Source organism: Natrialba aegyptia DSM 13077, from assembly GCF_000337535.1.
Taxonomy (GTDB): domain Archaea; phylum Halobacteriota; class Halobacteria; order Halobacteriales; family Natrialbaceae; genus Natrialba; species Natrialba aegyptia.
Window position 1 is genome coordinate 1 of the sequence record NZ_AOIP01000029.1, and the last position, 19,860, is coordinate 19,860.

16 protein-coding genes and 2 pseudogenes are annotated in these 19,860 nt (G+C 64.8%); 11 read left to right on the top strand and 7 right to left on the bottom strand.

The features are described from left to right. Positions 1-238: 238 nt before the first annotated feature. Positions 239-1,084 (bottom strand): molybdopterin synthase, encoded by an 846-nt coding sequence (locus C480_RS10470; protein ID WP_006665588.1) that lies wholly within the window; start codon positions 1,082-1,084, stop codon positions 239-241. 131 nt (positions 1,085-1,215) lie between these two features. Here C480_RS10470 and pyrH point away from each other — a divergent pair, with 131 nt between their 5' ends. The 3 genes from pyrH (at position 1,216) to C480_RS10485 (ending at position 5,654) form a co-directional block, all read left to right on the top strand. After that, positions 1,216-1,944, top strand: a complete 729-nt coding sequence (pyrH, locus tag C480_RS10475) for a UMP kinase (RefSeq protein WP_006665589.1) — start codon at positions 1,216-1,218, stop codon at positions 1,942-1,944. Beyond that, positions 1,937-3,631: a lysine--tRNA ligase gene (gene lysS / locus C480_RS10480; protein WP_006665590.1), complete on the top strand. Its 1,695-nt coding sequence runs from the start codon at positions 1,937-1,939 to the stop codon at positions 3,629-3,631. The genes pyrH and lysS overlap by 8 nt, the downstream gene beginning before the upstream one ends. 181 nt (positions 3,632-3,812) lie before the next feature. Continuing rightward, positions 3,813-5,654 (top strand): site-2 protease family protein, encoded by a 1,842-nt coding sequence (locus C480_RS10485; protein WP_006665591.1) that lies wholly within the window; start codon positions 3,813-3,815, stop codon positions 5,652-5,654. 77 nt (positions 5,655-5,731) lie between these two features. On the opposite strand, the gene C480_RS10490 is transcribed toward C480_RS10485, so the two are convergent. Next, positions 5,732-6,259: a PadR family transcriptional regulator gene (locus C480_RS10490; RefSeq protein WP_006665592.1), complete on the bottom strand. Its 528-nt coding sequence runs from the start codon at positions 6,257-6,259 to the stop codon at positions 5,732-5,734. A 100-nt stretch (positions 6,260-6,359) separates the two neighbouring features. On the opposite strand from C480_RS10490, the gene C480_RS10495 reads away from it, so the two are divergent. Together C480_RS10495 and C480_RS10500 are read left to right on the top strand one after the other, a co-directional pair. Next, the gene (locus C480_RS10495; RefSeq protein WP_006665593.1) at positions 6,360-7,895 is read left to right on the top strand and encodes a heme-binding protein; all 1,536 of its coding nucleotides are present in this window, start codon (positions 6,360-6,362) and stop codon (positions 7,893-7,895) included. Positions 7,896-8,019: 124 nt separating this feature from the next. Then, a complete protein-coding gene (locus C480_RS10500; RefSeq protein WP_006665594.1) occupies positions 8,020-9,351 on the top strand; it encodes a dicarboxylate/amino acid:cation symporter in 1,332 nt (443 codons plus the stop codon). A 48-nt stretch (positions 9,352-9,399) separates the two neighbouring features. Here the strand turns inward: C480_RS10500 and C480_RS10505 are convergent, their stop codons facing one another. From C480_RS10505 to C480_RS23480, 3 genes are all read right to left on the bottom strand, one after another. Further along, positions 9,400-9,588 (bottom strand): hypothetical protein, encoded by a 189-nt coding sequence (locus C480_RS10505; RefSeq protein ID WP_006665595.1) that lies wholly within the window; start codon positions 9,586-9,588, stop codon positions 9,400-9,402. A 219-nt stretch (positions 9,589-9,807) separates the two neighbouring features. Then, positions 9,808-10,191: a DUF5611 family protein gene (locus C480_RS10510; protein WP_006665596.1), complete on the bottom strand. Its 384-nt coding sequence runs from the start codon at positions 10,189-10,191 to the stop codon at positions 9,808-9,810. Between the two features lie 168 nt (positions 10,192-10,359). Next, positions 10,360-11,526 (bottom strand): DUF7093 family protein, encoded by a 1,167-nt coding sequence (locus C480_RS23480; protein WP_006665597.1) that lies wholly within the window; start codon positions 11,524-11,526, stop codon positions 10,360-10,362. A gap of 191 nt (positions 11,527-11,717) precedes the next feature. Between C480_RS23480 and C480_RS10520 the strand changes: the two genes are divergently transcribed. From C480_RS10520 to C480_RS10535, 4 genes are all read left to right on the top strand, one after another. After that, on the top strand, positions 11,718-12,017 hold the full coding sequence (locus C480_RS10520) for a DUF6432 family protein (RefSeq protein ID WP_006665598.1): 300 nt from the start codon (positions 11,718-11,720) through the stop codon (positions 12,015-12,017). Positions 12,018-12,083: 66 nt separating this feature from the next. After that, entirely contained in the window at positions 12,084-13,193 is a 1,110-nt protein-coding gene (gene ygfZ, locus C480_RS10525; RefSeq protein ID WP_006665599.1) for a CAF17-like 4Fe-4S cluster assembly/insertion protein YgfZ, read from the top strand. Between the two features lie 156 nt (positions 13,194-13,349). Further along, on the top strand, positions 13,350-13,733 hold the full coding sequence (locus C480_RS10530) for a hypothetical protein (RefSeq protein ID WP_006665600.1): 384 nt from the start codon (positions 13,350-13,352) through the stop codon (positions 13,731-13,733). 112 nt (positions 13,734-13,845) lie between these two features. Further along, a complete protein-coding gene (locus C480_RS10535; RefSeq protein ID WP_006665601.1) occupies positions 13,846-15,276 on the top strand; it encodes an FAD-binding oxidoreductase in 1,431 nt (476 codons plus the stop codon). 69 nt (positions 15,277-15,345) lie between these two features. Here C480_RS10535 and C480_RS10540 read toward each other — a convergent pair. Then, a pseudogene (locus tag C480_RS10540) lies at positions 15,346-16,834 on the bottom strand (MATE family efflux transporter). A 124-nt stretch (positions 16,835-16,958) separates the two neighbouring features. Here C480_RS10540 and C480_RS10545 point away from each other — a divergent pair. Continuing rightward, positions 16,959-17,675 (top strand): hypothetical protein, encoded by a 717-nt coding sequence (locus C480_RS10545; RefSeq protein ID WP_006665603.1) that lies wholly within the window; start codon positions 16,959-16,961, stop codon positions 17,673-17,675. 6 nt (positions 17,676-17,681) lie between these two features. Here the strand turns inward: C480_RS10545 and C480_RS10550 are convergent, their stop codons facing one another. Continuing rightward, positions 17,682-18,767, bottom strand: a complete 1,086-nt coding sequence (locus tag C480_RS10550; protein WP_006665604.1) for a geranylgeranyl reductase family protein — start codon at positions 18,765-18,767, stop codon at positions 17,682-17,684. Between the two features lie 158 nt (positions 18,768-18,925). Between C480_RS10550 and C480_RS10555 the strand changes: the two are divergent. Further along, a pseudogene (locus C480_RS10555) lies at positions 18,926-19,545 on the top strand (cyclase family protein); the annotation flags it as partial. Between the last annotated feature and the right edge of the window lie 315 nt (positions 19,546-19,860).

Below are 19,860 nucleotides of genomic sequence, written 5' to 3' on the forward strand. Positions count from 1 at the left end.
CCCTCGGAATATGTTATAAAGGATGGATGGTTAGCAGCATTTCGGTTGCGTTTAGCGTGACCGCACCTTTCGGACGTTTCACTTCGATTTACGTTCTGTTTTACGAGTCCCTCAGAGTATCCGAGACATTTTAAAACAGGATCTAAGGGATTATATTCTATCTAATCCGTTTCGGACGACTTCCTTGGTTGGTGAAACGTTCTCTACGAATCTATGTGTGGCTGAACGACTAAATCGATTACGATCGCTCGTGAACCCAGAACTCGTCCTCGAGCGTCACCTCCTTTTTGAACAGGGGGACTTCGTCTTTCAGCCGGTTAATCCCGTCCTCAACGGTCCGGAACGCTTCTTCGCGGTGGCCCGCGAGCACGACGACGAAGACGATGTCCTCGCCGTCCTCGACGACGCCGGTTCGGTGGTAGAGTTCGACGGCGAAGACGCCGTCGCGCGCCTCGAGCTCGCGTTCGAGCGCGGCCATTCGTTCGTCCGCGACGCCCTCGTACTTCTCGAACTCGAGGTACTGCGTGGGGGTGTCGTCCTCGGCGTCTTTCTGCCGGACGCGCCCGGTGAAGGTCGCGATTGCGCCGGCGCGCGGTGCGTGGGGGGAGCGCTTGACGCGCTCGACGAGCGAGCCGAGGGTTCGGTGGGGATCGGTCGCTTCGAGGCGCTCGCGGAGGTCGATATCGCCGAGTTCGGTGGCGCTGGCGATCGTGGCGAGGGTGTCGGCGGGAGTGTGCTCGTGCTCGTGCTCGCGCGCGGTCGGGCCGTCGCCGACGACGACGGCGGGGTATCGGAGCGAGGAGACGCCGACGACGACGGCGTAGTCGCAGTCGGGCGCGAGCCGGTCGAGAGCCTGCTGAACGGAGAGGCCGGTTCCGCTCGCAGTCCAATCGCCGTCGGCCCCGAGATCGACGGTCACGTCGCCACCCGTCGTGAGCGCACCGTGTGTCCCGTCCGCGATCGTCGCGTCGTAGCGGATGACGCCGACGCGACCCGCCTGCGCGAGTTGATCGATAGCGCCGTCGACGACCCGATCGACCGTCTCGTCGCCGCCCCCGCCGTCGAGGATTCCGAGTACGTACATCGTCGTTGCGTACGCTTCGGCCGGTCGGACTTTGTAGCTGTCGCCGCCCGTTCCCGGTCGACTGGTGGTCTCTCACAGTCGGTCTGCAGTTGGCAACTCTTAAGATAGCAACCCGGTTACACCGGGTTAGCATGAAAGTGGTCGTCTCTATCGGCGGCAGCGTACTCGTCCCCAAACCCGGGGCTGATCGGGTGGCCGAACACGCCGCCGTCGTCGAAGACCTCGTCGCGGACGGTTGTCGCGTCGGTGCCGTCGTCGGGGGCGGCGGCGTCGCACGCGAGTACATCGGGGCCGCACGCGATCTCGGGGCAAACGAAATCGAACTCGATCAGCTGGGCATCGACGTAACCCGGCTCAACGCGCGCCTGCTCATCGCCGCGCTCGGCGAGGACGCCGTCACCGCGCCCGCGGAGAACTACGACGAGGCCGGCGAGGCGCTCCGGCGCGGCGACGTTTCGGTGATGGGCGGGGTCGCACCCGCACAGACCACCGACGCCGTCGGTGCCGCCCTCGCCGAGTACATCGACGCCGACCTGCTGGTTTACGCCACGAGCGTCCCCGGCGTCTACAGCGCCGATCCCAACGAGGACGACGACGCGACCAAGTACGACGACCTCAGCGCGGACGAACTCGTCGACGTTATCGCGGGCCTCGAGATGAACGCCGGCGCGTCCGCGCCCGTCGACCTGCTTGCGGCGAAGATCATCGAGCGCTCTGGCATGCGCACGATCGTCCTCGACGGCACCGATCCGGACCGGATCGCGAAGGCGGTCCGCTACGGCGAACACGACGGCACCGACGTGATCCCGGACGGTGCCGGCGAAGAACCGACCTACTGGGCGCAGGACGAAGATGAGTGACGACGACGCCGGACGGAGTCCGTACACGCTCCAGCAGGAGGGCGACGAGACTCGCCACGCTTTCTGGGCCGATACGGTCGCAGACCGCGTCGAGGAACGTGTAGCCGACCGAGACGCCGACGAGGAGGACGCGGAGATCGTCATCAAAGGCGGCATCTCCCCCTCCGGCGTTCCACACCTCGGGAACGTCAACGAGATCATGCGCGGCTACTTCGTCGCCGAGGTCCTGCGCGACCGCGGCTACGAGGTCCGACAGGTCTTCACCGCGGACGACCGCGACCCGCTTCGGAAACTCCCGCGCACGCTCTGTACTCTCGACGGCGAACTCGTCGATCTCGGCGAGGTCGACGCCGGCGCGCTCGGACGCAATCTCGGCCACCCCTACACCGACATCCCCGACCCGTTCGGCTGCTGTGACTCCTACGGCGATCACTTCTCGCAGATCATTCAGGACAGCGCGGACGCCGTCGACGTGCCGATCGACATGGTCTCGACGACCGATCTGTACGAGGACGGCGCGTTCGACGACGTAACTCGCCACGTGCTCGAAAATCGGGATCGTGCCCGTGAAGTTCTCGCCGAGTACCAGGACAAGGTCGACGAGGACTACGTCCCCTTCAACCCCATCTGCGAGAACTGTGGCAAGATCACGGAAACGGTGACTGGCGTCGATGTGGACGGTGACGAGACGCCGACGGTCGACTACCGGTGTACCGACCTTGACGCCGGCGACAGCACTATCGACGGCTGCGGCCACGAGGGGACCGCCACGCTTCGGGAGGGCAAGATGCCCTGGCGCTTCGAGTGGCCCGCCCAGTGGCAGGTGTTGGGCGTCGACTTCGAACCCTTCGGCAAGGACCACGCCGAGGGATCCTGGCCGAGCGGCGACGACGTGGCGCGCAACGTCCTCGAGATCGAACCGCCCGTCCCGATGGTCTACGAGTGGTTCACCCTCGACGGCGAGCCGTTCTCCTCCTCCGAGGGGAACGTGATTCTGGTCTCGGACGTGCTCGAACTGCTCGAACCCGAGGTTCTCCGGTACTTCTTTGCAAAGGACCCCTCGCGGGCGCGAGACTTCAGCATCGAACGCCTCGACCAACTCGTCGACGAGTTCGATCGCTTCGAAGCGATCTACTTCGACGAGGTAGCGGAGGCCAGCGAGGACGAGCGGGCGTTCGCAGAGCGAGTCTACCCGTTCGTGGTCGAGGACCCGCGTGAGGAGCGTATCCGGCTTCCCTACACCTTCGCCGCGGTGCTCGGCATGACCGACGACCCGGACCTGCGCGAGGAAATCGCCCGCCGCGAGGGCCACATCCCCGACGACGCCCCCGAGTGGGCCGTCGAGGACGCGCTGGCTCGCGTCGAACGGGCGCGCAACTGGGCGCGCCGCACCGAAAACGAGTTCGACTACGAACTCAAGCGCACTGCCATTCCCGATCACGAGTTCGACGCGGCGACCGAGGAGGCGCTCGCCGAACTCGCGGAGTTCATCGAGGAGGGCCACGGTGCCGAGGAGATTCAGGGGGAGATCTACGAGACGGCAAAGCGCCACGACGTGGCTGTCGGCGAGTTCTTCGGCGCGGGCTACCGGCTCTTTTTCGACGAGGAGCAGGGCCCACAGCTCGGGCCGTTTCTGGCGAAGGTGGATCGGGAGTTCGTCGTTGCGCGGCTTCGCCGGGAGCGGTAGTCGCGGTTCGTGCGTTGCGTTCTGCCGCTCGTTCTCATTGCTCCGTTCTCACTCGCGATCCCGTTCTGCTCTCGCTTCTCGTCCCGTCTCACGCTTCGTCTTCTGGAGATGGCAGCGGTTCGAATTCGCGACGCGATGCCAGACAAAAGCCCTTTGAGAGCACCGCGCTGAATTACTGTCGATGGATCTCGGTACGCCAGCGGTTGTCTCGGTTCCCGAACTCTTCGGGTCGGAGGTTCTCACGTGGGTCGTCGTGGGACTCTTGCTCTACTGGGTCGGGATCATTGCGCTCCAGAGGTCGGGGTACCTCCCCGAGTTCGTCGGCACGCAGGGGCCGATCCTCACCCTCCACACCAAACGCGGCCGCGCCGTCCTAGATTGGCTCGCGGGCCCGAAGCGATTCTGGCGGGCCTGGGCGAACCTCGGTATCGGCATCGCCATCGTCGTTATGGTGGCCATGTTCGGATTCCTGCTGTTCGCGGGGATCGCGGCGGTGAGTTCGCCCCAGCCGACGGGGAGCGTCCAGCAGCCCCGCAACGTGCTCGTTATTCCCGGCGTCAACGACTTTCTCCCGCTGTCTGCGACGCCGGGAATCGTCGTCGGCCTGCTCGTCGGCCTCGTCGTCCACGAGGGCGGACACGGCCTGCTCTGTCGCGTCGAAGACATCGACATCGAGTCGATGGGCGTCGCGATGCTCGCCGTTCTCCCGGTCGGCGCGTTCGTCGAACCCGACCAGGAGAGCAGCAAGGACGCCTCCCGCGGCGGGCAGACGCGGATGTTCGCCGCCGGCGTGACGAACAACTTCGCGATCACGATCCTCGCGTTCGCCCTCCTGTTCGGCCCGATCGTCGGCTCGATCGCCGTCGCCCCGGGCGCTGCCGTCGGCGGCGTCGCGCCGAACTCGCCGGCCGAAGACGCCGGGATCGAACCGAACGATCGAATTACCGCGATCAACGGTGAGCCGGTCGCGGACAACGCCGACCTCTCGACGCAACTCGAGGGAAGCGACGGAGAGGTCTCTGTCGAACTCAACGGCGAGCAAACGGTTACGGCCGATCATTCGCTGCTCGTCACCGCGGCGGTCGACAACGGCCCCGTACCCGTCTCGACCGGCGATTCCGTCGTCGCTGTCAACGGCGAGGGGGTCGCAACCGAAGACGAGTTCCGCGACGCCGTCGGCGACGACGAAACGGCGACGCTCACCGTCGAGTCGGCGAATACCGACGAGACGACGGACTACGAGACTCCGATCGGCCCGCTCGTTACCGTCCTCGAAGATGAGCCTCTTGCGGGCGCAACCGGGATGGCAGACGAATCCGTCGTTATCACTGCCGTCGACGGCGAACGCGTCTACGATTACAGCGATCTCACCGCCCAGCTCTCCGATCGCGACCCCGGCGATGAACTCTCGCTCGTCACGTACGCGGGCGATGACCGCCAGGAGACGACCGTCACGCTCGGTGAACACCCACAGCAGACCGATCACCCGTATCTCGGTATCATCGGCACGGCCGGCATCAGCGGGTTCGAACTGAACGATACGCTCGGGGCCCAACTGTACCCGGCCGACGAGTACCTCGCCGTCCTCGGGAGCGGCGGCGAGAGCAGTTACGGCGCTGTGACCGACACGTTCATCGGGAAGGTCGGTCTTGCGCTCCTGTTACCGCTGATCGGCGTCATCGGCATCTTGCCGTTCAACTTCGCCGGTTTCACCGGCGGCATCGAAAACTTCTACGAGGTGCAGGGCGCACTCGGCGCTCTCGGCGATGGCACCGTCTTTATGCTCGCCAATCTGCTGTTCTGGACCGGCTGGATCAACGTCCAACTCGGCTTCTTCAACTGCATCCCGGCGTTCCCGCTCGACGGGGGTCATATCCTCCGAACCAGCACGGAAGCGATTATCTCCCGACTCCCGATCGATGCAACCCGCGGGATGGTCCGAGTCGTCACGACCTCCGTCGGCCTCACGATGTTTGTGAGTTTCCTGGCGATGATATTCGCCCAGGGGATGCTCGCCGGTTAATCGGATACGAGTGACACTCTTCACTCCTCACCCGTCAATCGGTTATTCTGATTGCTCCGGAACTCAGGCTACTCGAGTCACTTGTCGTCCACGTCGATTCCGTGGCGCTCGTAGAACTCGTCAGGCGTCGAATCGAGGCGCTCGAATTCGGTATCGAAGTAGTGTTCGTGGTGGCGAACGACCTGTTCGACGACCCACCGACTGAACGTCTCGTTGAACTGCCACTCCCCCTCTTTCTCGGGGATCTCGAAGCGCTCATCCGTCGAGAACGCGGCGTAGACATGGAAAAAACCGAGAATAACGTCCGCGAAGTCTCGCGCCTTCTCCGTGCTGCTCTCGCGGCGCTCTTCGAGTTCACTCGCGCCGGCGTCGGTGAGTTCGAAGTACTTGCGGTCGGGTTCGTCCTCGCGTTCGAGGCGTTCGGCCCAGCCTTTCTCTTCGAACTTATAAAGGATCGGATACACGGAACCGTAGGACGGTTCCCAGTGGCCGCCACTGATCTCGCGGATTTCCTTCAGAATTTCGTAGCCGTACCGGGGTTTCTCCTCGAGCAGTTCGAGGACGAGATAGGCGATAAGTCCCTTCGGCGGTCCACTTTTCCGCATACGGGACGTGATTTAAACGGACGTACGTAAAGGGTTTCGGTCACGCGCGTGCTCGCCCGAAACCCGGTCCTTCTTGGCCTCGCCGTCCCAACCCGCGCGTATGGACCGACGGCAACCGCCACAGACCGACGAAGGCTGGTACGTCTTACACGACTTCCGTTCGATCGACTGGGACGGCTGGCGCGACGCCCCCGAGCACCGCCGCGAGCGCGCGCTCGCGGAGGGAGTCGACTACCTCTCGGCCGCAACTGAACTCGCGGACGCCGAAGAGGGCGGTTCTGCGGTGTTCTCCGTGCTCGGCCACAAGGCCGACCTCCTGATCTTGCACCTGCGGCCGACGCTCGCTGCTCTGGATTCCCTCGAGCGACGGTTCGAGCAAACCGCACTCGCCGAGTTCACCGAGCGCGCGGATTCGTACCTCTCGGTAACCGAGGTTTCGGGGTACATGTCCCAGGAGTACTTCGAGGAGGACGGCGAAATCGAGGATACGGGGACGAAACGGTACATCGAGTCCCGGCTCAAGCCGGAGATTCCGGACAGCGAGTTCGTCAGTTTCTATCCGATGGACAAGCGCCGCGGGCCGGAAGATAACTGGTACGACCTGCCGTTCGACGAGCGTGCCGAGCACCTCTCGGCTCACGGCGACATCGGCCGGGACTACGCCGGTCGCGTGACCCAGATCATCTCGGGCAGTGTCGGCCTGGACGACTTCGAGTGGGGCGTGACGCTGTTCGCGGACGACCCGACCGACGTGAAGGAACTGCTCACCGAGATGCGTTTCGACCCGTCGAGTTCACGCTTTGCGGAGTTCGGTCGGTTCCTCTCGGCGCGGCGGTTCCCGCCGGCGAATCTGGGGGCGTTCCTCGCGGGGGAGCCGGTCCCGCAGGAGTCGACGGACCCACACGGCGGGCATTCACACGGGTCTCACGAGCACGGTCATAGCCACGACCACCACGAGCACGGTGGCGATTCGGGCGGCCACCACCACGGCCACGATGCCGACAGCCCACACGACGATGAGAGCGGCGACAGCGACGACGAGAGCGTTCGCAGCGAACTGGATGAACTCGGCGTCTACGCGGGCCAGCCCCACGGCGAAGACGTCCACGCCGTCGTGCTCTACTCCGCGGCCGACTCCGACGAGCTGTTCGAGGAAGTCGAGGGGCTGCGGAAAAACTTCGATCACTACGATACGCACGTGAAGACGGCGGTCTACGAGTCTCAGGGGAGCGACTCCGACGCCGAAACCGCGGTCGTCAGCCTCTGGGAGACCGACCGCGCCGCAAACACCGCCGCCGGCTTCCTCGCCGACCTCCCCGATATCGTTCGCCAGGCCGGCGACGACGAGGACGACTCCTGGGGGACCATGGGGATGTTCTACACCGTCGAACCCGAGCACCGCTCGGACTTCGTCGGCACGTTCGACGACGCCGCCTCGATCCTGGCCGACATGGACGGCCACCGCAAGACCGACCTGCTCGAAAACCGCGAGGACGAAAACGATATGTTCATCGCCAGCCGCTGGGACTCCCGCGAGGACGCGATGACCTTCTTCCGCAGCGACGCCTTCGCGGACGCCGTCGAGTTCGGTCGTGACGTTCTCGCTGACCGTCCGCGACACGTCTTTTTGGCCTGATTACCCGTTTCAGGCTTCACACCCGGCACGATTCCGGTCGTCGCCCTCACGCCGCCCATCACAGGCGACGGTCAGTCTCTCCGGAACCGACATCGGTTGATCGATGCCGTTCTAACACCGGTCAATGAGCGAGACGAACTCGTCGCTTGGACGACGTCTCTGGCGGTCGTATCGGTCGATACCGATTATCTATCGAATCGCGGTCGCGTTCGTTCTGGGGTCGCTCGTCGGGGTCGGCTTCGGCGAGCGAGCGACGCTTCTCGAACCGCTCGGTGAACTCTTCTTGCAGTTGCTCGAGATGCTGATCATCCCGATCATCGTCTTTACGCTGCTGGGCGGGATGCGCAAGCTGACGCCGTCGAAACTCGGGAAAGTCGGCGGGTTGACCGTCGGGATGTACATCGTGACGACGACGATTGCGGCCGTCATCGGACTCGCAGTCGCGAACCTGTTCGATCCCGGTCACGCGGTCGAGTTCACCGGCGGGGAGGCGGACTCGGCCGACCCGCCGACGGTGACGGAGGTGGTACTCGGCATCGTCCCCGACAACCCGCTGTCGGCGATGGCCAACGGCGAGATCCTGGCGACGATCTTCTTCGTCGTCGTCTTCGGACTCGCGCTGACGATGGTGCGGGCGGAAACGACCGACGAGACGGTAAGCGGTGCGGTAGACGGCTTCTTCGCGTTCGTCGAAGCCGGCACGCAGGCGCTGTTCAAGATCGTCTGGGGCGTGATGGAGTACGGCGTGATCGGCGTCTTCGCGCTGATGGCCTCGGCGATCGGCTCGGGCGGGTCCGACGCGCTCCTCCAGTTGGCGTCGCTCGTCGCGGTCATCGCGGTCGGCGTCGCGGTGCACATGACCGTCACCTATCTCGGTTTGCTGACCGTGGGCGTTCTGGGTCAGTCCCCGCTCGCGTTTCTCGCCGGCGCGAAGGACGCGATGGTGACGGCGTTTACGATCCGCTCCTCGAGCGGAACGTTGCCGGTGACGATCACGGACGCCGAGGAGAACCTGCGGATCGACGAATCGGTCTACGGGTTCGGGCTCCCGCTCGGCGCGACGATTAACATGGACGGCGCGGCGATTCGACAGGCCGTCACGGCGGTCTTCGCGGCGAACCTGGTCGGCGTCTCGCTGGGCCTCGGTGAGCAGGTCATGATCCTCTTTACGGTGATCGTCATTAGCATCGGGACTGCCGGCATTCCGGGCGCGGGGCTGATCATGCTCACCGTCATCCTGAACGCAGTCGGACTTCCCCTGGAGATCGTCGGTTTCGTCGCCGGCGTCGACCCGATCCTGGGACGGATCGCAACTATGAACAACGTCACCGGAGATCTCGCCGTCTCCTCCGTCGTCGGCAAGTGGACGAACTCGATCGAGTTCAGCGAGGGCGTCTGGGCTGATGGCGATCCCGGTGACGATGGCGGTGAAACGCGCGGTGTGACGACGGATTGAGATGCATGGACTACCCACGGCCCACGTACAGCGGGAGTCGTAGCGAGTTCAGTTCGAGTTCGCTGTCGGCGACCGGTCGTAGAAGAAGTAGCCTGCGACCCCGGCGATGCCGAGGCCGAGCGTGATGTAGGGCCAGTTGCCCGCCGGGCGATCCGTCAGGAACGCGTGGGCCGTTACGAATACTGCAAACCCGACGTGTGCGGTCAGTGTCGCGAGTCCGAACGCAGCGAGATCCATTAGTGGCGTATTCGACGTGTGGCCAATAGCCGTTTCGGAACGTCGGTTCTTCTGGGTACTGGGTTCTATATTCTGGGCGTTGAGTTCTGCGTTTCAGGTTCTGGAAGCGTTCCGTATTCTCTCCGCTAGAGAGTCGTCTCAATCCCGAGTCGCTTGCTGAACGTCTCGAACCGACGACTACCGACTTGTCCAGGCCGCGAACAAACCGCGTGAGAACGCTTAGAAATCGTGGTCCGGATCGTCTTCGACCGACCGCTTCAGCGAATCGCGGCGGGCCTTTGCGTCCCGGCCGGTTGCCTCGAGCAGGAAGTCGTTTTTCGCATCGACGGCCTCGCCGGCGGCTTCGAGTTCGTCCGGTTCGAGTTCGGTCGGATCGCGTTCGTGAAACTCGACGCCGAGCTTGTCTTTCTTCCCGGAGTATTCGACGGTGCCGGCGACGATTTTCTCGAAGACGGGGTTGTCGGGTTCGCCGATGACGTAGAGGTCGCTGCCCTTGAACTCCTGGGTCTCCGTGATCGGGCCGAAGTAGTCCTCGACTGTCGACTCCATGTCAGGAATTCGCTCTTCGAGATATTCACCGCGACGCATCTTGTACTCCTTCATGGATTGGAGATACACGGGGGAGTGTTTACCTCTTTTCATACTCGATGTTGTCGGTGTTCAACAGGTTCTTCGAGGGCGATTGCGGTCGGAAAAAGGAAGGGAAGTGGAACCGATTTGGCTGCACCCGTCAGCGCTGAGCGATCGAACAGTCACTCGCCAGACAGTCCGTCACTCGCTATGCTGTGCCCGCTCGCCGAGGTATCCTTTTCGACACTCCGGACAGATGTCGCCGGTGCGAAGCGAGCCGCGATCGCCCGTGGTGACGAAGTCACAGCGCGGGCAGTAGAACTCGGTGGGAACGTCCTCCGTCGGGGGACTCGAGTCGCCGGGTGCGGGGGCGTCGCTGACGCGTTCGATACCGGTGCCGGTGCCGGTGTCAGTACCGGGGTCGGCGCTTGAACTCGGACCGCTCGTGGGGGCCTCACCGGACCGACCGGTACTGGCCTCGCCGGTGACGGTATTCGCACCGACGCCCGAGTCCGTCTCGCCGGCGTTGAACTGTGCGTCACTGCCGGAGGGATCTGCCGTCACCGTTCTGGCGTCAACTGCCGACTGGTCTTCGTAGGCGGTCGAATCGTGTTCGAGGACGACGGCATCGTCCTCGGTCGGGTCCGTCTCGTAGTCGTCTGCGTCGGGCCACTCCCCGTTAGGGTCGTCATCGACCGGCGGGCCAACGTCCTCAGAGTCTGGCCACTCGCCGTGTTCTCTGTCCCGGTTGCGTTCGGGTTCGGGGTCGTCGTCTTCGAGAATCTCGCCATCGTCGGTAATCGGCTCGCCGTTCTCGTCGGTTGGAATGTCTCGAGTACTGTCGGTCACCTCACCGTCGGGACGGTCGACGCTGTCACCGTCTGTATTCGCGTCGATCGCTGGCTCGGACTCCGTCTCGCTGCCCGTAGTCGCATCGGGATCCGGATCGGCGTCGATGTCGGTATCGGCGTCGATAATCGTCGCGTCATCGGTAATCGAGTCGGACGCCGGATCGGAACCCTGGTCGTGGACGAATCCGTCCCGCTCAGCGCGTTCCTGCTGGGGAGCCGTCGATGCGGGTGTCTCGGTCTTCGTGGCTGTGCCAGTGTCGGTATCACTCTCGGGAGGCAGTTCTCGGTCCGTCGCCGCAGTCTCGTTCGGCTCGCTCCGAGCGTCGGGCTCGGCCGCCCGCGCTGCCGAGAGACTCGTCACTTCGGTGTTCTCACTGATGACGTGTCTGTCACCGCAGCGAACACACTCCTCGTACTCCTGGACGGTGACGACGACCTCACTGCCCCGTTCTTCGCGCTCGCGGTCGACTCCGGACTCGCCGTAGTCGTGCCCGAGCAGCGAACATCGCAGGACCATTGTCCCATCGTACCGAGCCTGGCCATAAAAAACGTACCGCCTGAACCGTCCCGTTTCGTGTCATGTGACGGCGCTGATGGCTCTTGAGACTGCTCTCGAATAGACACGCTCAGAAACCCGTACTCGTCGTCGCCGTCGGCGGTAACAACAAACGTCAAATCCCAGGTCGTCGAAGCTAGCAACGGACACCGATGAGAGCAAAGCCGGAGTACCGAGACCGGGAGCGGACGGAGGTTGCGGTCCTCGATGCGCTCGTCGACCGCACCGACGACGGGATGTCCGTCCTCGAACTCCGGGCCGCCGTCGAAGTCGAAATCGACGACCTGGAGGACGCCCTCGCGACGTTGAAAGACGACGACCTGATCGTCGTCGAAACGACCGGGAGCGAGACGCTGATCAAACCGGACGAGCGCGTCGTTCCCGACGAGCCGACGACGGAGGACGACGACCGATCCATCGGCGACTGGCTCCGGGACCGCTTTCCGTTCTGACCCGAACTGCCCCGTTCGGACATTCGAATCGAAACGCCTGTGGGGATCTGGCCCCTGTCCGAACGTATGAGCCTTATTTCGTCCGTTCACGAGGATCACGGAGCGACGTTCGGCGAGCGGGGCGGCCGGACGATCGTCGAGGACTTCGGACGCCCGGCACGAACCCACCGCGCGGTTCGCAACGGCGTCGGACTGCTCGAACTCGCCTCCGACGTCATCGTCGTCACCGGCGACGACCGCCGCGAGTACGTCGACAACGTCGTCTCGAACCGCGTTCCCGAAACCGACGGCCGGGGCTGTTACGCGCTCGTCCTCGACCCGCAGGGCGGTATCGAGATCGAACTCTACGTTTACAACGCCGGCGAACGCCTCCTGCTCTTTACGCCGCCCGGAACTGCCCCGGACCTCGCCGCCGACTGGTCCGAGAAGGTCTTCATTCAGGACGTCGAGATCGACGTCGCGACCGACGAGTTCGCAATCTTCGGTATCCACGGCCCGAAGGCGACCGAGAAAGTCGCGAGCGTCTTAAACGGTGCCGCCTCGCCCGACGAGCGGTTTTCCTTCGTCCGCGGCACGATGGGCGACGAGGGCGTCACCGTCATCCGAACGGACGCGCTGACGGGTGAGGAGAGTTACGAGGTCGTCTGCGCCGCCGCCGACGCCGAGGCGGTCTACGACACGCTGTTGAACCAGGGCATGAACGCCGCCCCGTTCGGCTATCGAACCTGGGACAGCCTCTGTCTCGAGGCCGGCACCCCGCTGTTCGAAACCGAACTCGAGGGGACGATTCCGAACGTGCTCGGCCTGCGCACCGCCCTCGACTTCGAGAAGGGCTGTTACGTCGGCCAGGAAGTCGTCTCGCGCGTCGAAAACCAGGGCCAGCCCAGCCGGCGGCTGGTCGGGCTAACGCTCGAACACGGCAGCGAGGCGGCAACTGAACTCGTCCCCGAAGCCGGCGCGGCCGTCTTCGACGGCGATGCCTCCGTCGGCGAGATTACGCGGGCGGGCGTCAGCCCGATTCTCGAGTCACCGATCGCGCTCGCGCTCGTCGAGTTCGGTCTCGAAGCCGATGCGGTCACCGTCCGCGTCGATGGCGAGGAGGTGCCGGCAGTGCGGACCGAACTGCCGTTCGTCGACGGATCGGACGACTCCGCCCGATTGCCGGTGTATCCGTAATCGCGATTCGGTGGCGTCGATGGCGGGTCGGACCCGGAACAGGAGTGAAAACCGGACCCAGACTCGGACTCGGAACCCAAACGAGAACCGGAACCGGAACCCGCACCGGAACTGGCCGGGCCCACGCTCAAGGGCGGCGAGAGTGCACGGTCGACTATGACCGACTCCGACTTCGACGACACCGATTTCGCGGAACTCGCGGACCGCGTTCGCACGCAGTCGGCCGACGCACCAGGCTCCGACACCGAGCGCGTGACCATCCGCTCGCTCGAATCGCTCGATGCCGACGCGCTGTCCGCACTGCTCGAGATGGCCGAAACCGACCACGACCGGCCGGCCGAACTCGTCTTCGTCCTTCCAACCGACGCTACCGAGGCTGACTCGTCCGTCGCTGAACTCGAGGACGCGCTCGGCCATCCGGTTCGCGTCGAGGAGTCGTTACCCAACGACACCGTCCTGTTGCTGCCGACCGATGCCGTCGACGGCGTGGAACTGGTTGATCCGGGTTCAATCACCTGCGGTGTCGTCGGCACGGCATAAACTGGCGAACTGTCGGATCGATATCGACTAAAACGGCCGTCATGGGGCGAGACAGTCGGGTGTGCGTGGGAATAGCGACTCAGTTATCTTCGCCGGGAACGTACGCCGTCACATGGCAACTGCTACCGATACTCCTGGTGAGAGATCGCTTGCTCGCCTCCCGAGCGATGCCGTTCGCTCGTTCAAAGCAGGATTTTCGGGCGAGATCGTGCTTCCGTCGGATCCGCCGTACGACGACGCCCGACGGCTCTGGAACGGCATGATCGACAAGTATCCCGCGATCATCGCCCGCTGTTCGGGCGTCGCCGACGTCGTTGCGGCGGTGAACTTCGCCCGCGAGCACGAGTTCAGCGTCGGTGTTCGCGGCGGCGGCCACAACGTTTCCGGCACGGCCGTCGTCGACGGCGGGCTCGTCGTCGATCTCTCGGCGATGAACGGCGTTCGCGTCGACCGTGAGGCGGGGACGGTCCGCGTCGAAGGCGGCGCGACGCTCGGCGATGTCGACCGCGAAACCCAACTGTTCGGTCTCGCGACGCCGCTCGGTGCCGTTTCGAAGACCGGCGTGGCGGGATTGACGCTCAACGGCGGCTACGGTCATCTCAGCCGCCAGTACGGACTGGCGCTCGATAACCTGGTCAGCGTCGATATCGTCACCGCGGACGGACGAGTTCGCACGGCGAGTGCGGCCCGGAACGAAGAGCTGTTCTGGGGCGTTCGCGGCGGTGGCGGCGCGTTCGGCGTCGTCACGTCGTTCGAGTTTAGCCTCCACGAGGTCGGTCCCGAGGTGTACGCGTTCTTCGCCTGGTTCCGCGGCGACGAGGCACACCGGGCGGTCGATCGGTTCCGGGAGTGGACCGAGACCGCCCCGCGGACCGCAGGTGCTCTCGCGGTCGCTGCACACGTTCCCGAACTCGAGGAGTTTCCCGAGTCGGCGTGGGGCGAGACCGCGGTCGCGTTCCTCGGGTCGTTCCGCGGCGACCTCATGGACGCCGAGTCCGTTTTTGAGCCGCTCCGAACGGGGCTCACCCCGATCGTCGACTTCAGTGGCCCGATGGCGTTTACCGACCTGCAGTCGATGCTCGACGAGGACTACCCCGACGGGCTTCGGTACTACTGGAAGTCGATCTACGTGACGGAGGTTACCGACGAACTCGTCGACGTCATGGTCCGGTACAACGAATCCGCGCCGTCCGAACTCTCGACGGTCGACCTCTGGCACTTAGACGGTGCGGTCGGCGAGATTCCCCAGGACGCGACCGCGTTCTGGCACCGGGATAAGCCGTACATGTTCGCCGTCGAGGCGAACTGGGAGGACGCCGCGGACGACGACGCGAACGTGACGTGGGCGCGCGAGGCCATCGCCGACGTGCAGGCGCTGTCGGTCGGCGCGGGCCGGTACGGAAACTTCCCGGGGATGAACGAGGATCCCGGAACGCTGCTCTACGGGGAGAACGCCGCGCGCCTCGGCGAGCTGAAGGCGACCTACGATCCGGAGACCCTGTTCGTCGGAAACGAGGCGCTCTCGGAGCGGAACGACGACTGACGACGGTCCGATGGCCTGCCGTGACGAGACGTGAGGCGACGTGTGCAGTGACCGCCGGGCGGACCGAGTTCAGTCTTCGGTCTCTTTCTTGGCTTCGGCCTCCGCCCCAGTCCCGACCTCGACCTCGGTTTCGGATCCGGTCGCCGACGGTCGGTAGCGGCGGCTCACGGCTTTCCACCGGCCGCGCCTGACCAGCCAGTAGTTGATCCCGCCCGGCACGTACGTCTCGAGCAGGAGCGCGAGGTACAGCGCCGCGATGCCGAGCGGCGTGACCGGGCCCAGCAACGCGGCCGGTATCGCGAACAGGTATCGCCCCGCCAGCGAGGCGAGAAACGGCAGGCGCGTATCGCCGGCCCCGAGGAGGACGCCCGCTGCCGCGCCGTCGAGCCCGAACCCGATCGAACTCACCGCGCCGACGGCGACGAACGCCGCTGCCGCCGGCACCTCGCTCGACTCGGAGACGAAGGGGACCGCGATCGGCTCCGAGAGCACGATCACCAGCGCCGCGATCCCGGCGTAGAGGACGATCGAGAGTCGAATAATCGCCGTTCCGTAGGCGGCCGCTTCCCCCTCGTCGCTCGATCCCAGATGCTGGCCGACGAGTGAACTCGCCGCGAGCGAGAGTCCCCAGTTGACGCTGTTGATCAGGCCGCGGACGCGTCGACCGACTTCGAGGGCCGTGACGATGACCGGCCCGAAGGTAGCGGCGATCCACAGCAGCGGGAAGACGACGGCGCCGGCCGCGAGTCGGCGGCCGATTTCGGGCAGCGAAATCTCGATCAGTTCGCGGATGAGTTCGCGATCGATCCACGGTCCGTCTGCGGTGATGGGGACGGGACTCGGCGCCATGCCGAGCCAGCCGTACGAGCGGCCGGTCATCCCCCACGCGAGGACGACCGTGACGAACCCGGTCGAGAGCGTCGTCCCGATCGCCGCGCCGGCGACGCCCAGTCCGAAGCCGAAGATCAGCAGGCCGCTCAGGAGGACGTTGAGCACCGCGCCGCCGGCGCGGGCGACCATTTCGGTGAACGTGTCGCCGACGCCGGTGTAGGTCCGACTGGCGATGAGATTGCAGAGTTCGAACAGCGCCGCCGGTGCAACGAACACGAGATATGTACTTCCGTGATCGATCGGTGCCGCTTTCGAGCCGAGGAGTTCGATCAACGCGTTCGGGAACGCGAGAAAGACGGCTACGACCGGAAGGGCAAAGACGACGGCGAGCAGGACGCTCTGGGTGACGACGAGCGACGCGCGCTCGGTCGCCTCGCCGCCGTAGTTCTGCGAGACGAGCGAGACGGTGCCGCCCGCGAGGCCGAGCCCGAGCATCGTCACGAGTTCCCAGTAGGCGAGCGTACGCCAGCCCCGCGGTTCCGGCGGTGCCGACGGCGGTACCGACCATGGCTAGGTCGGCCGTCTGCTTCGACATGATCGCGAAGCCGGTGATAATCCGCGGCCACGCTAGTTCCATCGTCGGGCGGAATCGCTCGGCGTCGATGATACCGAGGCGCTCGAAGAGATTCGCGACGAACGCCACGACGCCGGTCACTCGCCCCGTCATCGCGTGTCCGTTTCGAGAGCGATTCCTTCGGTCTGTCGTTTGGCGTCCCGCGAGAGCCGTCGTTCAGCGGTGAATACATGACAGAACGGGAAGGCTTATTACCGGAACATCGCAGTATTTCGGTATGCGTTCGCCCTCTGTCTCCTCTCGCGCGGCCGCCGGTTTCACACTCGCAGCGATATCGCTGCTGCTGGTTTCGGCAGTACCGGTCCTCGCTCAGCCCGATCCGAACGGCACTCGCGTCGGCACGGATGCCGTGATCGGGTCGTTGTCCACCAGCGCCATCGGGAGTGCGCTGACCACGCTCGTCATCGGTGGACTGTTGATCGCATTCGCTCCCGATCGAACCCGGAGGTTGACCGATACCGCCCTTGACCGACCGGGAGCCGCGTTCGGCTACGGTCTCCTTACCCTGATCGGCTTTCTCGGTGCGGTTCTCCTGTTGGCGATTACGGTGATCGGGATTCTCCTCGCCGTTCCGCTGGCGCTGGTCTTTGCCATCGTGGCGCTCGTCGGCGGTGAACTCGGCTATCTCGCCGTCGGTCGACTCGTCTCCGAGCGGTGGTCATCGGCGTTAGCCGTCGCGATTGTCGTCGCCGCGATCACCGGATTCGTTCCTCTTCTCGGCGAAATCGTCGCGTTCGTGATCTCGAGTATCGGTATCGGAACGCTCGCGATGGCGGTGATCGATGACGGTTCGACGCAGCGTGGCGGCCGTCGCAGTCGTCGCAAGCGCCGCGGACGAGACGGCGCGACGTACGGCACCGATGCCGATTACGATGATTACGGTTACGATGATTACGACGATTACGGCAATGACGACGATACGACCCGGTACTGATCGTACTCAGCGCCAGGAAAGCAACGCCTTCAGGTGCTCGACCGAGGCCAGCGAGGTCGGCCGATCCATGTGGACGCCGATTTCGCCCGAGAGCGCCCCGAGGCCGACGTGCTGGACGGGTTCTGGAAACGAGTACGCCCGACGAATCCAGTGACCCAATCGCTGTTCGCGTTCTAAGTCCTCGCGCCAGGCGCGCTCGTAGGCCGGAAGCGTCGTCGGCCGATCGGGATCGATCTCGCGGGCGGCGTGGTCGGCGCTCGTCATGCCGTAGAGGATCCCGCCGCCCGTGAACGGTTTCGTCTGCGCGGCCGCATCGCCGATGAGAAAGCCTCGCCGACTCGTCACTCGATCCGCCGGCCCGATCGGGATCGCACCCGAACAGCGGTGTGACACGTCGATCTCGTAGCCGTCGATCAGTTCCTCGAAGTGCTTCGTCACCTGTACGCCCGGCGGCGCTGCCAGCCCGTACTCGACGCCGGCCTCACCTCGCGGAATCCGCCAGGCGAAAAACGTCGGCGGCGTGAGGTGCACGTCGACGAAATCCTGCTTGTCCGCCTCGTCGGAAAAGGCGAGCACGCCGTGGAGGAACTCGTCGGGTTCCGGAAGCCCGAGTTCACCTCGCACACGCGAGCGGGGGCCGTCGCAGCCGGCGACCATCTTGGCTTCGTGGGTGACGGTGCCGTCGGGGCCGCTGGCGACCACCTCGACGCGGTCGCGGTGCTCGCGAACGTCAGTGACGGTGTGTTCCTCGCGGATGTCCGCGCCGGCCTCGCGCGCGAGTTCGGCGAGGTGGCGGTCGAGGCCGACGCGGTCGATGACGTTCGAGGCGACGTCTCGCATGTAGAAGGGGTAGGAGTCGCTGTGTGGACCGCCGACGTGGAATCGCGCGCCGTAGATTTCGTTCTGGAAGAGTTCTTCGCGTGCACCGGGACCGGTGAAGTCCCAGATGTCGGTACTGACGTGTCCGGAACAGGCGAGTGGCACCCCGATGGTTCCCTGTTCGAGCGCGAGTACGTCAAAGCCCTTCTCGGCGGCCCGCCGGGCGAACCGCGCGCCGGCGGGGCCGACGCCCACCACGACGAAATCGTACATGTCCGTCACGTTCACGGCTGTCGGTAAATAGCCTGTCGAACGGCTGCACTAGCTGGTGAGAACCCCCTCCACAGGAGGGGTCGCCGCCCTTCCGTCTCTCGAACTTCCCTGTGAATTAGTCACATGTTGTTATGTGTCCCGGCATGATCTCCCAACCTATGTACGATGCGATACCGAGCACTGACGGCACGCTGATCGATCTGAGCATCGGGCTCGAGGACGGCGTTCCGAGCGAGCCGACTCCACCGCAAATCGACGCGTTCGACCACGAGGAGGGCGCGGGACGGCTCGCCGCGACGCCGCGGGTCCAGGGCTACGACATCGAAGCGAGCGACTTTCCCGACGGCCAGGGGCTGGCCTGGGTGGATCTCGCTGTGATCCCCACGCCGGAACGCACCTCGACGCACCCGCCCACTACGGTCCCGAAACCGACGGCGAACCGGCGAAGACGATCGATGAAATCCCGCTGGAATGGTGTCGCGGCACCGCAGTCATCCTCGACTTCCGGCGGAAAGCGCCGGGCAGCGGAATCTCCGTCGACGAGATCGACGCCGCACTCGCTGAACTGGATCACGACCTCTCGCCGGGCGAACTCGTCCTGCTCCAGACCGGCGCAGATGAACGCTGGGGCAGCCCCGAGTACCTCACCCAGTTCCCCGGCATGAACGCCGCGGGGATCGAATACCTCGTCGAGCGTGGAATCCGCGTGATCGGCACGGACGCCTACGGGCTCGATAAACCCTTCTCGGCGATGGCCGAGCGCTACGAGCACTCGGGCGGTGGCTCGAAGACGGCGATACCGTTGCACTCGAAATCGAGGGGATCGGCGTGCTCGAGCACACGGTCGTCGCATAGTTGATCCCCGTTTGCGGTTACTGTGGTTCGCTCTTGCCCTCGACGGCCGCGGCGCTTGCGGTGTGCAAAAAGCCGACGACGCCGATGTAGCCGACGAACAATTGAATGCCTGTCTCTTATACACATCTCTGAGCGNAGATGTGTATAAGAGACAGAACTCGCGCATCAGTACTCGGCGATACCGCACGGCGAAGTAGCCCCACCCGGTGTATAGTGCGACGACGGCGGCGATCAGGAA

What these genes read in the sequence shown, in the direction of transcription:
- ygfZ (WP_006665599.1), top strand. Translation starts at nt 12,084, where the DNA reads ATGAGCCTTATTTCGTCCGTTCACGAGGATCACGGAGCGACGTTCGGC.
- C480_RS10495 (WP_006665593.1), top strand. Translation starts at nt 6,360, where the DNA reads ATGGACCGACGGCAACCGCCACAGACCGACGAAGGCTGGTACGTCTTA.
- C480_RS10510 (WP_006665596.1), bottom strand. Translation starts at nt 10,191, where the DNA reads ATGAAGGAGTACAAGATGCGTCGCGGTGAATATCTCGAAGAGCGAATT.
- C480_RS10520 (WP_006665598.1), top strand. Translation starts at nt 11,718, where the DNA reads ATGAGAGCAAAGCCGGAGTACCGAGACCGGGAGCGGACGGAGGTTGCG.
- C480_RS10550 (WP_006665604.1), bottom strand. Translation starts at nt 18,767, where the DNA reads ATGTACGATTTCGTCGTGGTGGGCGTCGGCCCCGCCGGCGCGCGGTTC.
- C480_RS10485 (WP_006665591.1), top strand. Translation starts at nt 3,813, where the DNA reads ATGGATCTCGGTACGCCAGCGGTTGTCTCGGTTCCCGAACTCTTCGGG.
- C480_RS10545 (WP_006665603.1), top strand. Translation starts at nt 16,959, where the DNA reads ATGCGTTCGCCCTCTGTCTCCTCTCGCGCGGCCGCCGGTTTCACACTC.
- C480_RS10500 (WP_006665594.1), top strand. Translation starts at nt 8,020, where the DNA reads ATGAGCGAGACGAACTCGTCGCTTGGACGACGTCTCTGGCGGTCGTAT.
- pyrH (WP_006665589.1), top strand. Translation starts at nt 1,216, where the DNA reads ATGAAAGTGGTCGTCTCTATCGGCGGCAGCGTACTCGTCCCCAAACCC.
- C480_RS10505 (WP_006665595.1), bottom strand. Translation starts at nt 9,588, where the DNA reads ATGGATCTCGCTGCGTTCGGACTCGCGACACTGACCGCACACGTCGGG.
- C480_RS10490 (WP_006665592.1), bottom strand. Translation starts at nt 6,259, where the DNA reads ATGCGGAAAAGTGGACCGCCGAAGGGACTTATCGCCTATCTCGTCCTC.
- C480_RS10535 (WP_006665601.1), top strand. Translation starts at nt 13,846, where the DNA reads ATGGCAACTGCTACCGATACTCCTGGTGAGAGATCGCTTGCTCGCCTC.
- C480_RS10470 (WP_006665588.1), bottom strand. Translation starts at nt 1,084, where the DNA reads ATGTACGTACTCGGAATCCTCGACGGCGGGGGCGGCGACGAGACGGTC.
- C480_RS10530 (WP_006665600.1), top strand. Translation starts at nt 13,350, where the DNA reads ATGACCGACTCCGACTTCGACGACACCGATTTCGCGGAACTCGCGGAC.
- C480_RS23480 (WP_006665597.1), bottom strand. Translation starts at nt 11,526, where the DNA reads ATGGTCCTGCGATGTTCGCTGCTCGGGCACGACTACGGCGAGTCCGGA.
- lysS (WP_006665590.1), top strand. Translation starts at nt 1,937, where the DNA reads ATGAGTGACGACGACGCCGGACGGAGTCCGTACACGCTCCAGCAGGAG.